A 14571-nucleotide genomic window follows, 5' to 3' on the forward strand; every position below is an offset into this window, starting at 1 on the left:
ATCGGCCCGCCGGCGGCGGGCCGTTCTCAGTTCACGGAAGGCGGCGGCGTCCTCAGCTCACCAGCTCGCGGCGGGCGTGCTGGCTCAGCCAGGCCGCCGCGCCGGTCAGCGCGGGCTGCGGGGCGACGATGAGCGACGTCCCAATGCCCTCCAGATAGGCCGCCATGTCGGGGTTGGAGGTGAAGCGTTCGCGGAAGCCGCCGGCCCGTACCCGCTCCACGATCCTGGGCAGCACCCCGCCGCCCAGGTAGACCCCGCCCCGCGCGCCCAGCGTCAGCGCGACGTTCCCGGCGAAGCTGCCCAGCAGGCCGCAGAACACCTCCACCGTCTCCGCGCACAGCGAGTCGTCCAGCCTGGCCACGATGTCGGCGGCGGACAGCTCGGGCGCGCTCACGCCGTTGACCTCGGCCAGCGCCCGGTGCAGCCGGACCAGGCCGGGCCCGGACAGCACGTGCTCGGCCACCACGTGCGGCATGCCTCGCGCCCGCAGGACCCGTACGATCTCCAGCTCCCGCTCGTCCACGACCGGCACGGTGACGTGCCCGCCCTCGCCGGGGACCGGCGTCCAGCCGTGCTCCGTCGGCACCAGGGCGCTCACGCCGAGCCCGGTGCCGGGGCCGAGCACGGCCTTGACGCCGTGCGCGGGCTCCGGCCCGCCGAGCGGCACCAGATCGTCGCCGCCCAGGTGCGGCAGCGACAGGGCCAGCGCCTCGAAGTCGTTGAGCAGCCTGACGTACGGCACGCCGAGGTCGCGTACGGATCCGGCCCAGGCCGAGTTCGTCAGCCGGTAGTGGTCGCCGTCGATCGGTCCCGCGAGGGCCAGGCAGGCCGCGCCCGGCCGCGCGCCGCCCGCGTGCTGCCCGAGGTAGGCGGCCACGGCGTCGGGCAGGGTGGGGTGGTCGGCCCCGGCCAGGACCGCGACGTGCGACGGCGGCTCGTCCAGCGAGGTGACCAGCCCGAAGCGGGCGTTGGTCCCCCCGATGTCGGCGACGAGCCAGGGAAGGTCAAAGGCACTCACCGCGCACCTCCGGTGGTCAGGGCGGCGTCAAGATCGCTCGCCATCCTCCGAAGGATGCCACGGACGCTCACGGAGTCCCAGAGGGGATCGTGAGCAGGTTCTGGGTGATGAGCGGTCATTGTCCGCCAAGCGGACATATAGCACCGTACCGTCATATAGCACGTCACCGTGGCACTCCGGCCGGCCGGGCGCCGACCGAGACGCCCGTCTCCAGGTGGGAGGCGCCCGCCTCGGCGGGGAAGCCCAGCCCCGGGCCGTGGTGCGGCGACTCGGCGCCGCTCACGCCGAAGATCCCCGCGCCCTGCTCGGCGTGCCCCGCCATCCGGCGGAACGTGGCGAACAGCTCCCGCCCGGTGCCCACCCACTGCGCGTCGCTCAGCGGCCGGCCCTCGGGCACGCGCCGGGTCAGCTCCTCGGCCGGCACCAGCAGCTCCAGCGTCCCGGCCGCCGAGTCCAGGCGGATCACGTCGCTCTCGCGCACCAGCGCGATCGGGCCGCCGTCGGCCGCCTCGGGCGACAGGTGGATGGCCGCCGGGACCTTGCCCGACGCGCCCGACATGCGGCCGTCGGTGACGATCGCCACCCGCTGGCCGCGGTCCAGCAGCACCGCCAGCGGCGGGGTCAGCTTGTGCAGCTCCGGCATGCCGTTCGCGCTCGGCCCCTGGTAGCGGATGACCGCCACGAAGTCCTGCCCGTCCAGCTCGCCCGCCTCGAACGCCTTCAGCAGGTCGAGCTGGTCGTCGAAGACCTTGGCCGGCGCCTCGATCACCAGGTGCTCGGCCTTGACCGCCGACACCTTGCTGACCGCCCGGCCCAGGTTGCCCTCCAGCATGTGGATGCCGCCGTCCGCCGAGAACGGCTCCGCGACCGGCCGCAGCACGTCGAGGTCCTTGCTGCCGCCGGTGACCGGCGACCACACCAGCTCGCCGTCCACCAGCTCGGGGGCCTCGCGGTAACGGTCCAGGCCGGGACCGGCCACGGTCATGACGTCGCCGTGCAGCAGGCCCGCGTCCAGCAGGTCGCCGATGAGCACCTGCATGCCGCCGGCCTCGCGGAAGTGGTTCACGTCGGCCTGGCCGTTGGGGTAGATCTTGGTGAGCGACGGCACGACCCCGGACAGGCGGGCGAAGTCATCCCAGGTCAGGACGATCCCCGCGGCGGCCGCCATGGCGACCAGGTGCAGCGTGTGGTTCGTGGAGCCGCCGGTGGCCAGCAGCGCCACACAGGCGTTGACGATGCTCCGCTCGTCCACCAGCTCGCCGATCGGGGTGTACTCCGCGCCGTGGGCGGTGATCTCCACCGCCCGCCGCCCGGCCGCCCGGGTCAGCGCGTGGCGCAGCTCGGTGTGCGGGTTGACGAACGTCGAGCCGGGCAGGTGCAGGCCCATGACCTCCATCAGCGCCTGGTTGGAGTTGGCGGTGCCGTAGAAGGTGCAGGTGCCGGGGGAGTGGTACGACTTCGCCTCGGCGTCCAGCAGCTCGTCCCGGCCGACCTTGCCCTCGGCGAAGAGCTGGCGGGTGCGCGCCTTGACCTTGTTCGGCAGGCCGGAGGCCATCGGCCCGGCCGGCACGAAGATCGCCGGCAGGTGCCCGAAGTGCAGCGCCCCGATGAACAGGCCCGGCACGATCTTGTCGCAGACGCCCAGCAGCAGCGAGGAGTCGAACATGTCGTGCGAGAGCGCGATCGCCGTCGCCATGGCGATCACGTCGCGGCTGTAGAGCGACAGCTCCATGCCGGGACGGCCCTGCGTGATGCCGTCGCACATGGCGGGCACGCCGCCCGCGACCTGCGCCACGCCGCCCGCCTGGCGCACCGCCGCCTTCAGCTCCGGCGGGTACGTCTCGTACGGCTGGTGCGCGGAGAGCATGTCGTTGTAGCTGGTCACGATGGCCACGCCCGGCTTGGCCGAGCCGCGCAGCGCCGGCTTGTCCGCCTCCGGCGCGGCGGCGAAGCCGTGGGCCAGGTTGGCGCAGCCGAGGTGGGCGCGGGCCGGGCCCTTGGCGCGCGCCGCCTCGCCGTCGCGGCGGATCCGCGCCAGGTAGTTCGCCCGGCTGGCGGCGCTGCGCTCGGCGATGCGGTCGGTGACCTCACGCACGACGGCGTTGATGGTGCGGTCGGGGTTCACAGTTCCTCCTCGTGCCAGGCGCGACCGCTGCGGCCGAGCAGCTCGTGGGCTCCGGCGGGGCCGGTCGTGCCGGCGGGATAGGGCTCGGGCAGCGCGGGGGTGGCCCGCCAGGCGTCCAGGATCGGATCGATCCAACGCCAGGCGGCCTCGACCTCGTCACGCCGCATGAACAGGGTGGGGTTGCCGGCCAGCACGTCGGTCAGCAGCCGCTCGTACGCCTCGGGCACCCGGGCGGTGAACGTCTTGCCGAAGCTCAGCGCCATCGGCACGGGCTTCAGCGTCACCTCGCCCGCGCCCGGCTCCTTGGCCATGAGGTGCAGCTCGATGCCCTCCTCGGGCTGCAGGCGCAGCACCAGGCGGTTGGGACTGCCGCCGGGGAAGATGGAGTGCGGCACGTCCTTGAACTGCACCACGATCTCCGAGCGCCGGTAGGGCATGCGCTTGCCGGTGCGCAGGTAGAACGGCACCCCGGCCCAGCGCCAGTTCCTGATCTCGGCCCGGATCGCGGTGAAGGTCTCCACCCGCCGCGACGACTCGGTGGGCGGCGTCGAGCCGGGCTCGTCGAGGTAGCCGGGCAGGTCGCCGGCGCCGACGTACTGGCCGCGCACGGTGAACCGGTCGGCCTCGGTGCCCACGATGGGCCGCAGCGCCTGCAGCACCTTGACCTTCTCGTCGCGGATGGCCTCGCGGTCGTTCCGCGCGGGCGGCTCCATGGCGGTGAGCGTGAGGAGCTGGAGCAGGTGGTTCTGCACCATGTCGCGCAGCGCGCCCGCGTGGTCGTAGTAGCCGCGCCGGCCCGGCGTGCCGACGGTCTCGGCGGCGGTGATCTGGACGTGGTCGATCCACAGGGAGTTCCAGATCGGCTCCAGGAAGGCGTTCGCGAACCGCAGGACCAGCAGGTTCTGGACGGTCTCCTTGCCCAGGTAGTGGTCGATGCGGAAGATCTGGCGCTCGTCGAAGATGGCGCCGACCTCGTCGTTGATGCGCTGCGCGCTCGGCAGGTCGTGGCCGAGCGGCTTCTCCAGCACCACGCGTGAGCGCGGCGTCACCAGGCCGGCCTCGGCCAGCTCGCGGCAGAAGGGGCCGAACGTGCGGGGCGGGCTGGCGAGGTAGAACACCCGGTCGCGCTCCTCGTGCGGGGCGAGCAGCTCGGCCAGGTGGTGCCAGCCGGGGTGGTTCGCGGCGCCGACGTCCACCGACACGTGGTGCAGCCGGCCCAGGAAGCGCTGCCAGACGGCGGGGTCGTCCACTGGGACGGAGTCGCGTACCTCGGCGTCCACCTTGCCGCGGAAGTCGGCGTCGGCGAGGCCGCCACGGGACATGGCGATCACGCGGGTCTCGGGCGAGAGCCGGCCGTCCCGGTCGCAGTGGTACAGCGCGGGCAGCAGCTTGCGCATGGACAGGTCGCCGGTGCCGCCGAAGACGACGAGGTCAGCGGTGTGGACGGGGCCGGCTGCGGGAGGGGTGGACACGGTGTAGAGCTCCGAGGATCTTCCAATGCGAGGACACAACGGACACTAACGAGAGTTTGGGTTGTGCACAAGCAGAGTTTTGGCATCTGAGATAAGAAAGTCTGGAGTTTCCATTACACAAGCGGGTGTGATTCACTTGGCCGATGTCACGTCGTACCGCCGCGAACCTCGCCACGAGCGGCGAGGTGCTCCGCCTCATCCGCAGCGGTGAGGCCGTGACGCGGGCCGACCTCGGCCGCGTCACCGGCCTTTCGCGCCCCGCGGTGCAGCTGCGCGTCGCCGAGCTGCTCGAACGCGGCCTGGTCGTGGAGCGCACCGACGCCCCCTCGACCGGCGGCCGGCCGCCCGTCCGGCTGGAGTTCAACGCCGGAGGCGGCCTGGTGCTGGTGGCCGCGCTCGGCGCGACCCGCACCCGCGTCGCCGTCTGCGACCTGGCCGGGCGCGAGCTGGACGGCCGCGAGTTCCAGGTGGACGTCGAGCAGGGCCCCGACGTCGTGCTGCCGCTGCTCATGGACACCTGGGACGACCTGCTCGGCGAGCGCCCGCGCGAGCTGATCCGCGGCGTGGGCATGGGCGTGCCCGCGACGGTCGAGTTCGCGCAGGGCCGCACCGAGAGCGCCCGCGTGATGGCCTCCTGGACCGGCGTGCTGATACCGCCGGTCATCCAGACCCGCTTCCCCGTCCCCGTGCTGGTCGACAACGACGTCAACGTGCTGGCCATCGGCGAGCACCGCGGCCTCTACCCCGACGTCGACGACCTGATGTTCGTGAAGGTGTCCACGCGGATCGGCGCGGGCGTGATCGCCGGCGGCGGCATCCTGCGCGGCGCGCTCGGCGCGGCCGGCGAGATCGGCCACATCCCCGTGCTCGACGGCGGCGGCGTGCTGTGCCGCTGCGGCAACACCGACTGCGTCGACTCCGTGGCCAGCGGCACCGCGCTGCTGCGCGAGCTGCGCGAGGCCGGCAAGGACGTCAAGACCATCGCCGACGTCACCGCGCTGGTCCGCGCCGGCGACGCCGAGACCATGGCCATGGTGCGCACGGCCGGCCGCCGCATAGGCGAGGTGCTGGCGGGCGCGGTCAACATACTCAACCCGTCGATCGTGGTGCTCGGCGGCGACGTGGCCGAGGCGTTCGGGCCGCTGGTGTCGAGCATCCGCGAGGTCGTCTACCGCCGCTCCACGGCGCTCGCCACCCGGCGGCTGCGCATCGAGCCGAGCAGGATGGGCGCGCAGGCGGGCATCAGCGGGTGCGCGGTGATGGTGCTCGACCACGTGCTCGCGCCCGAGGCCGTGGACGAGACCATGACGGTCACCGCCCTGCGCCGCCAGCCGGTCTGACTCAGGCGTCCCACACGGGCTCGGCGGCCTCCCGCACCCCGCCGTCCGCGCCGAAGATCAGGTGCCGGTCGAGGTCGCGGGCGAACCAGCGGTCGTGCGTGACCGCCAGCACCGTCCCCTCGAACCCCTCCAGCCCTTGCTGCAGCGCCTCCGCGCTGGCCAGGTCGAGGTTGTCCGTCGGCTCGTCGAGCAGCAGCAGCGTGGCCCCGGACAGCTCCAGCAGCAGGATCTGCAGCCGCGCCTGCTGGCCGCCCGAGAGCGTCTCGAACGTCTGCCCGCCCGCCGGGGCCAGCTCGTAGCGGGCGAGTGCGGCCATGGCGTCGTTGCGGGTCAGCGCGTGCTCCGCCATGACCAGCTCGGCGACCGGCCGGCCCCGCAGGTCGGGCCGCACATGGGTCTGGGCGAAATATCCGGGGACGACCCGCGCGCCGAGCCGGGCCGAGCCGGTGTGCGCGATCGGCTCGCCGGCCAGCAGCCGCAGGAAGTGCGATTTGCCGGTGCCGTTCGGTCCCAGGACGCCGACGCGCTCGCCGTAGTGGATCTCGGCCGAGAACGGCCGCAGCAGCCCGGTCAGCCCCAGCTCCTCGCACGTCAAGGCCCGCTTGCCGGTGCGCCCGCCGCGCAGCCGCATGCGCACGTTCTGCTCCTTCGGCGCCCGGCGCGGCGGCCCCTCGCGCTCGAAGCGCTCCAGCCTGCTGAGCGCCGACCGGTAGGCCCCGGCCAGCGCGTCGTTGTGCGCCGAGCGCTGCCGCAGCGTGTGCGCCAGGCGGCGCAGCCGGGCGCGCTCGTCCTCCCAGCGCCGCCGCCGGTCCTCCAGCCGCTCCGCGCGCCGCCGCCGCGCCTCGCCGTAGCCGGCGAAGCCGCCGCCGTGCACCCACACCGTACGCCCCTCCACGGTGACGATCCGGTCGGCCGCCTCGGCGAGGAGCTGCCGGTCGTGCGAGACGAGCAGCACGGTCTTGGCCGAGTCGCGGATCGCCCGCTCCAGCCACTGCTTGGCCGGCACGTCGAGGTAGTTGTCCGGCTCGTCCAGCAGCAGCACCTCGTCGGGGCCGCGCAGCAGCGCCTCCAGCATGAGCCGCTTCTGCTCGCCGCCGGACAGCGTGCCGAGGGCCCGGCCGGCGACCCGTTCGTACGGCAGCCCGAGCGCCGCGTCCGCGCACACGTCCCACACGACCTCCAGCGCGTAGCCGCCCGCGTCGGCGTAGTCGGCGAGCGCCTGGGCGTAGGCGAGCTGGGCGGGCTCGTCGTCGCGCCGGGCCAGCGCCGCGGCGGCCGAACGCACGTCCGCCGCGGCCTGCCGCACCCGCCAGGGCGCCACGCCGAGCAGCAGGTCGTGGACGGTGCCCGCGCCGAGGAACTGCCGCATCACGCCGATGCCGCCGCCGCTCGCCACCCGCCCGCCGGTCGGCTGCAGCTCGCCCGCGATCAGGCGCAGCAGCGTCGTCTTGCCGCCGCCGTTCGGGCCGACGAGCGCCGCCTTGGCCCCGTCGCCCACCTTGAACGACGCCTCCAGCAGCAGCGGCCGCCCGTCCGGCAGCAGGTACGTCAGATCGCGCACCTCGATGTGCCCCAAGCCCCCGCCCCCTCTCGATCACCGTTCCACTACTAGACCATCGATCCGGTCGGCGTACAACGTATTATCGGGGCGTGGAGAACGTGTGGTCGCGCCCGCGCAAGGCGCCCAGGCAGACGCTGACGCTGGAGCGGATCGTGGCCGAGGCGGTCGCGCTGCTCGACGAGGAGGGCGTGACCGGGCTGACCATGCGCCGGCTGGCCGAGCGGCTCGGCACCGGCTCGACCACGCTCTACTGGCATGTGAGGACCAAGGAGGACGTCCTCGACCTGGCACTCGACGCGGTCTTCGGGGAGGCGGCGATGCCGGAGGCGCGGCCCGGCGAGCCGTGGCACGAGCCGGTGCGCGCGCTGATGGGCGCCTGGCGGTCGGCCCTGCTGCGCCACCCGTGGTCGGCGACCGTCCTCGACCGCCCGCTGCTCGGCCCTAACGCCCTGGCCCGCACCGAGTTCCTGTTCCAGGCCCTGATCGCGGCCGGCTTCCCGGCCCCCGGGGCGGCCGCGCACAGCCTGGCCGGCTTCGTCACGGGCTCGGTGATCTCGCAGGTCACCTGGCAGGAACGCGCGGGGGAGGACGTGGACGTGTTCCTGCGCGAGCGCGCGGACGGCTGGCCGGCCCTCGCCGCGCACGGCCTCGCCCCCGAGTGGGACGCCACGTTCGCCGAGGGGCTCGGCTATCTCCTGGCGGGGATGGACCAGGCGCTCGGCTGATCGATCAGCAGGTGCAGAGCAGGCCGCGCAGCGCCGTCTCCAGGCAGCCGCCGGACCGCGCGGGGCGCGGCCAGGGGAAGCGCACCAGCGACTCGTCCACCCGTACGGTCGCGCCGAAGCGGTCCAGCTCCCACAGCCACACCTCGCCCGCCGTCTCGCCGAGCTGCTGCGACACCCCGGCCGTGAGCTGCGGCCGGTGGGAGGCGTTGACGTGGGCCAGCACCCGCTCGGCGACGTCGGTGAGCGGGTCGGGCGCCGCGCCCAGGTAGTCGTCGGCGTCCAGCAGCCCCGACTCCTGGCCGGTCAGGTAGACGACCTGGGCCACGTCCAGGCGCAGCAGCCGGGGCGCGTCCGGCCGCCCGAACCGCTCCAGGGCCTCGAACAGGCTCTCGTCCGCGCAGTGCGCCGCCACCGCCACCGCCGCGCCGCGCGCCTCGTCCTCGGGGACGGCCTCGGCCCAGCCCTGCACCTCGATGAGGCCGCGCGGGTGCGCGGTCTCGCCGAGCGTGCGCATCGCGGTCAGGTTCACCGCCACCACGGCGTCGCCGCTCAGGCCGTGCAGGGTCTCGCCGGGGCGCACCAGGAGCACCGGACGGCCGCGCTCGTCCACGCCGCCGCGGGCGGGCGAGGGAACGCCGTCCACGGCGAGCTTGGCGACCTCGGCGGTCGCGGCGAGGGTGCGGACCCGCTCGGGGATCGGCAGCATGACGCCTCCTTGGGCAACAGACACAGTGATAGGTTAGGCTTACCTAAGTAAGGATTACCTAATCACATCGAGGTGAACGTGCGCTACACCGGCCCCAAGGTGCGACTGTCGCGTCGCGCGGGCGTCCCGCTGACCAGGAAGGCCGTCCGCTACTTCGAGACGCGCCCCTACCCGCCGGGCGAGCACGGCCGCAAGACCAACCGCCGCAACACCGGCGACTACGGGCTGCGGCTGCTGGAGAAGCAGAAGCTGCGCTGGTACTACGACGTCTCCGAGCGGCAGCTGCGCCGCTACTGGGACCTCGCCGTGCGCAGGCCGGGCGTGCCGGGCGCCGAGCTGGTGACGCTGCTGGAGACCCGCCTGGCCTCCCTCGTGCTGCGCGCCGGGCTGGCGCCGTCGATCTACGCCGCCCGGCAGTACATCGCCCACGGGCACATCGCCGTGGACGGCCGCAAGGTGGACATCCCCAGCTATCTGGTCAAGCCGGGGCAAATCGTGTCGGTGCGGGAGCGCTCGCGCGGGATGCAGCCGTTCGTGGCCGCCGCCGCCGGGATCCACGCCGACGAGCGCACGGCGGCGTACCTGTCCGTGGACCTCGCCGAGCTGCGCTTCACGCTGACCAGCCGGCCGGAGCGCGAGCAGATCGCGATCCCCGTCGACGAGCAGCTCGTGGTGGAGTTCTACTCCCGTTGACCGCGGCCGGGGGGCGTCGCGCGGGCCCCGGCCCGTGCGACGCCCCCCGATCACTCGACGGGGCTGTGCCGCCGCAGCTCGGCGACCTCCTTGCGCAGCTCGGCGAGCTCCCGCAGGATCAGCTCGGAGTGCATGGCGCCGTCCTGGAGCGCGGCGCGCTCCTCGGCGCTCTCCTCGTCCATGGCGCTGACCACGACCGCCATGAACAGGTTCAGGATCACGAACGTGCACACCAGGATGAAGATGGTGAAGAAGATCCAGGCCGACGGGTGCTGGGTCATCACCTCCCTGGCGATGTTGCCCCAGTCGTCGCCCGTCATCGTCTGGTAGAGGGTGAACAGCGAGGTCGGCAGGCTCCCGAACCGGTCGGGGGCGGCGCTGCCGTAGAGCTTGGTGGCCATCACCGCGGCCACGTACAGCACGAGGCCGAGCAGCACCACGATGGAGCTCATGCCGGGCATGGCGCGCAGCAGCGCCGAGACGACCCTGCGCAGGCTGGGCACCACGGAAAGCAGCCGCAGCGCCCGCAGGACGCGCATCGCCCGCAGCACCGACAGGCCGCCGGTCGCGGGCATGAAGGCGATGGCGACGATGAGGAAGTCGAAGATGTTCCACGGGTCGCGGACGAAGCGCGCCCGCTCGACGTAGATCTTGGCCAGCAGTTCGACGGCGAAGATGTAGAGCGCCGCGTGGTCCACCACGGTCAGCAGGGTGCCGTAGCGCTCCACGACGGGTGGGAACGTCTCCAGACCCAACGTGGCGGCGTTGACCAGGATGACCCCGACGATGAAGCGCTGGAAGTGCTTATGGGCGAGTACGGCACGAGTGCGTTCGCGCACGGGTGATGCTCCTAGGGGAATGGAACAGGTGCCGTCCCATGATGGCGCAACATGATCAAGACGGGGACGGTATATAAGGAGCCATGTCATATCCCCCGTACGACCAGCCCTACTACGGGCCCCAGGTGCACAATCACCCCAACGGCACGACCATCCTCGTGCTCGGCATCCTGAGCCTGGTGGTGTGCCTCTTCATCGGTCCGTTCGCCTGGTCGATGGGCAACACGGCGCTGCGCGAGATCGACGAGAGCGGCTACGTCTTCGCCAACCGCGGCCAGGTCCAGGCCGGGCGGGTCTGCGGCATGGTCGCCACCGCCCTAATGGCCCTCACCCTGCTGTTCGTCGCCTTCGGGGTCACCGTCGCCATCGTCACCTCCTGAGGCTCGTGAGGCCCCTGCCGCGGGGGCCCGGCGGCCGTAGTCGCCGAGCCCCGACTCCAGCAGGTCGAACGCCCGCTCCGCCTGCGTCCTGAGGTCGGGCTCGATGCCCGTCCAGTCCTCGCCCGCCGCCATGCGGTCGGCCGCGTACGCCCCGAGCAGCCGCGTGGCGGCGAGGACCTGCGCCGCCACCAGCCGAGGGGAGAGGTCCTCCGGCGCGGCGTCCAGCTCGTCGGCCAGCGCCCGCGCCAGCGCCGTCTCGCGCTGCTCCTGGATCTCGCGCATCCGCGCGACCAGCGCGGGACTGGCGGCGACGATCCCGGCGAAGACGTCCGAGCCCTGGTTGAGGCCGTAGCGCCAGTCGCGCCCGGCGATCGCGTCGAGGAAGTCGCGGCGGAAGGCCCGCACCACGCCCTCGCCCGGCTCCCGCTCGCGCAGCACCCGCGCCGGCAGGTCCACGACGACGTCCTGCCGGTCGGCGAACAGGTCCTCCTTCGTCCCGAAGTAGTTGAAGACCGTGTTGACCGACACGTCGGCCGCCCGTGCCACCTCGGCCACGGTCACGTTGTCGAACCCTTTCGCCAGGAACAGCCCCATCGCGACGTCCGCGATGCGCTGCCTGGTCTCGCGCTTCTTCCGCTCCCGCAGCCCCTCTTCCATGCCTGCATGGTACCCAAATTGCAGTCACTCCAAAAATGTGGTTACCTCAATCTTGGAGGCGATGCAATGATCAGGACAACGGGTCTGACGAAGACCTTCGGCGACGTGACCGCCGTCGCCGGCGTGGACATCACGGCGGAGCCCGGCGAGATCGTCGGGTTCCTCGGCCCCAACGGCGCCGGCAAGACCACCACCATGCGCATGCTCACCACCCTGCTGCGGCCCACCTCGGGCAGCGCCGTCGTGGCCGGCCACGACCTGCTCGCCGACCCGCGCGGCGTGCGTCGGCGCATCGGCTACGTGTCCCAGGGCGGCGCCGTCCCGCCCGCCGAGCCGCTGCGCGGCGAGCTGGAGCTGCAGGGCATGCTGTACGGCCTCGGCCGCGAGGAGTCCGCCGCCCGCACGCGCGCCCTCCTCGCCCGGCTGGAGCTCACCGGACTGGAGGAGCGGCCGGGCGCCGCGCTGTCGGGCGGCCAGCGGCGCCGCTTCGACATCGCCTTCGCCCTGCTGCACGAGCCGGTCCTGCTCTTCCTCGACGAGCCGACGACCGGCCTCGACCCGCAGAGCCGGGCCAACCTGTGGGACCACGTCCGCGCCCTGCGCGCCGAACGCGGCCTCACGGTCTTCCTCACCACCCACTACCTGGACGAGGCCGACGCGCTCTGCGACCGGCTGCTGATCATCGACCACGGCCGCATCGTGGCCGAGGGCACGCCGGCCGCGCTGAAGAGCGGCGGGCGCACCCTCGACGACGTCTTCCTCGACATCACCGGCCGCTCGCTGCGCGAGGAGGCGGGGGTCTGATGCTGCGCGACACCTGGGTGCTGTTCCGCCACGGCGTGCGCACGACGCTGCGGCAGAAGGTCGGCATCGTCTTCGGGGCGGTGCAGCCGCTGCTGTTCCTGGTGCTGTTCGGGCCGCTGTTCACCACGATCGGCACGTGGGAGACGCTCGTGCCCGGCCTGATCATCCAGCTCGGGCTGATGAGCATGGGCCTGGCCGGGTTCGGCGTGGTCTTCGAGCGGAGCTCGGGCGTGCTGGAGCGCCTGCGCGTCACCCCGGTCAGCCGGCTCGCGCTGCTGCTCGGCCGGGTGCTCAACAACGCCGTCACACTGATCATCCAGACGGCGCTGCTGCTGGCCGCGGCCTACGCCCTCGGCCTGCGGGCGCCGGCGGCCGGGGTGCTGGCCGGGTTCGGGCTGGTGCTGGTGCTCGGCGTCAGCCTGGCCGCGCTGTCGTACGCGGTCGCGCTCACCATCGACCAGAACCTGTTCGCGCCCGTGATGTCCACCGCGGTGATCCCGCTGGTGCTGCTGTCCGGGTCGTTCCTGCCGATGTCGATGGCGCCGGGCTGGCTCGACGCCCTCTCCCACCTCAGCCCCTTCCGTTACCCGCTGGAGGCGCTGCGCGAGCTGTTCCACGGCCACTACGCCAACGGCACGGTGGCGCTCGGCGTGGCGGTGACCGTGGTCTTCGCCGCGGTCAGCCTCACCGTCGGCACGCGCGTGTTCAACCGTGAGAACGCCTGAGGCGTCAGGCCGCGCTCCGCGAGCGCCGGTCGAGCGCGGCCACGATCGCGCCGGGGTCGAGGGTGCCGTAACCGTAGTCGTAGTCGAAGCCGACCTCGCTGCGGTCCTCGGCGGTGCGCCGCAGCAGCGCCCGGAGCTGCGCCGGCGACAGCCGGGCGGCCGGCCACCGGGTGCGGACCGCGGCCACCAGCCCGGCCGCGACCGGCGCCGCCGCCGAGGTGCCTGAGTCGGGCTCGCTCTCGCCGAACGCCCGCGAGCCGGCGAAGCGGGTGTAGGCGCACACGTCGGGCTTGCGGGCGGTCAGCCGCCCGGGGCCCCGCGAGGAGCAGCCGGTACGCCCGCCGTTGACGTCCACGCCGCCGACCGACAGCGCGCGGGGGTGGGAGTTCGCGCCCGCGATGGGCCGGCTCGGGAACGCGCGGCGCCCGCCGGGGCGCTCCCGAGCGCGGTCACCCGCCGCGAACAGCACGTCCGCCCCCATCCGGTCGAGCGCGGCCACCATGAGGTTGAACGGATGCGCCGCGTTGTCGGAGTAGTTGCCCGGATGCCCGGCGGGGAAGTCGCCCTCCGGCGAGAACGACCCCCACGAGTTGCTCACCACCAGCGCCCGCGTCTCGGCCGGCTGGGCCTCCAGCACGCCGCGCAGGTGCGCGAAGGCGGCCACCGCGTCCGACAGCAGGCCGCCCGGCAGCGAGCTGTCCGGAGGCAGGCCGCCCGTGGCCGTGCCGTCCGGCCGGGCGGACGGCAGCAGCGGGATGTCGATGAGCGCGGCCTGCGGCGCGGCGATCAGCGCGTCGAAGGCGCACATCGTCCCGTGGCCCACCCCGGACTCGCCCGGCGCCGGAGCCGGCCGGTCCCCGGGCGGGCTCCAGCACCGGGCGGCGTCGACCGTCACCGTCCGGCCGAGCCGGCGGGCGGCGTGCGCGGCGTTGACGCCGGTGTCCAGCACCGCCAGCGCCACGCCGGCGCCGTCCAGCCCCTCGGCGTGCAGCCCGGCCACGCCGAGCAGCCGCTCGACGTCGTGCCAGTCGCCGACCGGCGTCTCGCCCACGGGGACGGGCGAGTGCTCCACAACCGGGTCGGAGAACACCCCGACGACGTCCGCCGTCACGAACGACGGCGGCGGCGCGGCTCCGGAGGCCGGCCCGTCGTCCGGGATGGTGCCGCGCACCAGCACCGAGGCGTCGCCGGCGGCCAGCGAGACGTCGAGCGGCCGGTCGGGCGGGAGCGGGCCGCCGCCGGCCGGGAGGAGCGGCCGCGGCACCGCCACGGGTGCGAACGCGGGGTCGAGTTCGACGCCCGGCAGATGGGCCGCCAGACCGGCCATCACGTCGGCGGCCACGTCCGCCGTGGTGGCCGTCATGGAGGGGTCGGCGACGGCGGCGACCAGATCGGGGGAGGGTCGGAGCTGGATCATCACGCGCATGTGTCACCACCGGAGGTCGTGGGGAGCGAGTCACCCAACCTTGCTCCATCCGGCGGAGCCCGTCCAGCGCATTCGACAGGTTTGACCTGCGGAAACGCCG

General features: G+C 73.4%; 14 protein-coding genes. 6 read left to right on the top strand and 8 right to left on the bottom strand.

Features of this window, described 5'->3' with window-relative positions:
• Positions 1 to 52: 52 nt before the first annotated feature.
• From glk to zwf, 3 genes are all read right to left on the bottom strand, one after another.
• On the bottom strand, positions 53 to 1018 hold the full coding sequence (gene glk, locus BMW85_RS43365; RefSeq protein ID WP_091093303.1) for a glucokinase: 966 nt from the start codon (positions 1016 to 1018) through the stop codon (positions 53 to 55).
• A 163-nt stretch (positions 1019 to 1181) separates the two neighbouring features.
• Complete coding sequence (gene edd / locus BMW85_RS43370) at positions 1182 to 3143, bottom strand: phosphogluconate dehydratase (RefSeq protein WP_091093306.1); 1962 nt, start codon at positions 3141 to 3143, stop codon at positions 1182 to 1184.
• Positions 3140 to 4615 (bottom strand): glucose-6-phosphate dehydrogenase, encoded by a 1476-nt coding sequence (zwf, locus tag BMW85_RS43375; protein ID WP_091093307.1) that lies wholly within the window; start codon positions 4613 to 4615, stop codon positions 3140 to 3142. The genes edd and zwf overlap by 4 nt, the downstream gene beginning before the upstream one ends.
• A gap of 143 nt (positions 4616 to 4758) precedes the next feature.
• Here zwf and BMW85_RS43380 point away from each other — a divergent pair, with 143 nt between their 5' ends.
• On the top strand, positions 4759 to 5955 hold the full coding sequence (locus BMW85_RS43380) for an ROK family transcriptional regulator (RefSeq protein WP_091093309.1): 1197 nt from the start codon (positions 4759 to 4761) through the stop codon (positions 5953 to 5955).
• Between the two features lies 1 nt (position 5956).
• Here the strand turns inward: BMW85_RS43380 and BMW85_RS43385 are convergent, their stop codons facing one another.
• Entirely contained in the window at positions 5957 to 7531 is a 1575-nt protein-coding gene (locus BMW85_RS43385) for an ABC-F family ATP-binding cassette domain-containing protein (RefSeq protein WP_091093311.1), read from the bottom strand.
• Positions 7532 to 7605: 74 nt separating this feature from the next.
• Here BMW85_RS43385 and BMW85_RS43390 point away from each other — a divergent pair, with 74 nt between their 5' ends.
• Positions 7606 to 8241, top strand: a complete 636-nt coding sequence (locus BMW85_RS43390; protein WP_091093313.1) for a TetR/AcrR family transcriptional regulator — start codon at positions 7606 to 7608, stop codon at positions 8239 to 8241.
• A gap of 4 nt (positions 8242 to 8245) precedes the next feature.
• Here the strand turns inward: BMW85_RS43390 and BMW85_RS43395 are convergent, their stop codons facing one another.
• A complete protein-coding gene (locus tag BMW85_RS43395) occupies positions 8246 to 8947 on the bottom strand; it encodes a DUF2470 domain-containing protein (RefSeq protein WP_091093315.1) in 702 nt (233 codons plus the stop codon).
• Between the two features lie 78 nt (positions 8948 to 9025).
• Here BMW85_RS43395 and rpsD point away from each other — a divergent pair, with 78 nt between their 5' ends.
• Positions 9026 to 9640: a 30S ribosomal protein S4 gene (gene rpsD / locus BMW85_RS43400; protein WP_091093402.1), complete on the top strand. Its 615-nt coding sequence runs from the start codon at positions 9026 to 9028 to the stop codon at positions 9638 to 9640.
• Between the two features lie 50 nt (positions 9641 to 9690).
• Here rpsD and BMW85_RS43405 read toward each other — a convergent pair whose 3' ends face one another.
• The gene (locus BMW85_RS43405) at positions 9691 to 10479 is read right to left on the bottom strand and encodes an ion transporter (protein ID WP_091093316.1); all 789 of its coding nucleotides are present in this window, start codon (positions 10477 to 10479) and stop codon (positions 9691 to 9693) included.
• 83 nt (positions 10480 to 10562) lie between these two features.
• Here BMW85_RS43405 and BMW85_RS43410 point away from each other — a divergent pair, with 83 nt between their 5' ends.
• Entirely contained in the window at positions 10563 to 10859 is a 297-nt protein-coding gene (locus tag BMW85_RS43410) for a DUF4190 domain-containing protein (RefSeq protein WP_091093318.1), read from the top strand.
• On the opposite strand, the gene BMW85_RS43415 is transcribed toward BMW85_RS43410, so the two are convergent.
• On the bottom strand, positions 10797 to 11516 hold the full coding sequence (locus BMW85_RS43415; protein ID WP_091093319.1) for a TetR/AcrR family transcriptional regulator: 720 nt from the start codon (positions 11514 to 11516) through the stop codon (positions 10797 to 10799). The two genes, BMW85_RS43410 and BMW85_RS43415, sit on opposite strands and share 63 nt — an antisense overlap.
• Positions 11517 to 11582: 66 nt before the next feature.
• Here BMW85_RS43415 and BMW85_RS43420 point away from each other — a divergent pair, with 66 nt between their 5' ends.
• On the top strand, positions 11583 to 12320 hold the full coding sequence (locus tag BMW85_RS43420; RefSeq protein WP_091093321.1) for an ABC transporter ATP-binding protein: 738 nt from the start codon (positions 11583 to 11585) through the stop codon (positions 12318 to 12320).
• A complete protein-coding gene (locus tag BMW85_RS43425) occupies positions 12320 to 13045 on the top strand; it encodes an ABC transporter permease (RefSeq protein ID WP_091093322.1) in 726 nt (241 codons plus the stop codon). Before BMW85_RS43420 ends, BMW85_RS43425 begins: the two co-directional genes overlap by 1 nt.
• A 4-nt stretch (positions 13046 to 13049) precedes the next feature.
• Here the strand turns inward: BMW85_RS43425 and BMW85_RS43430 are convergent, their stop codons facing one another.
• Positions 13050 to 14471: a S8 family serine peptidase gene (locus BMW85_RS43430; protein WP_091093323.1), complete on the bottom strand. Its 1422-nt coding sequence runs from the start codon at positions 14469 to 14471 to the stop codon at positions 13050 to 13052.
• Positions 14472 to 14571 lie beyond the last annotated feature (100 nt).

This window comes from Nonomuraea wenchangensis (assembly GCF_900111685.1).
Classification (GTDB): Bacteria; Actinomycetota; Actinomycetes; order Streptosporangiales; family Streptosporangiaceae; genus Nonomuraea; species Nonomuraea wenchangensis.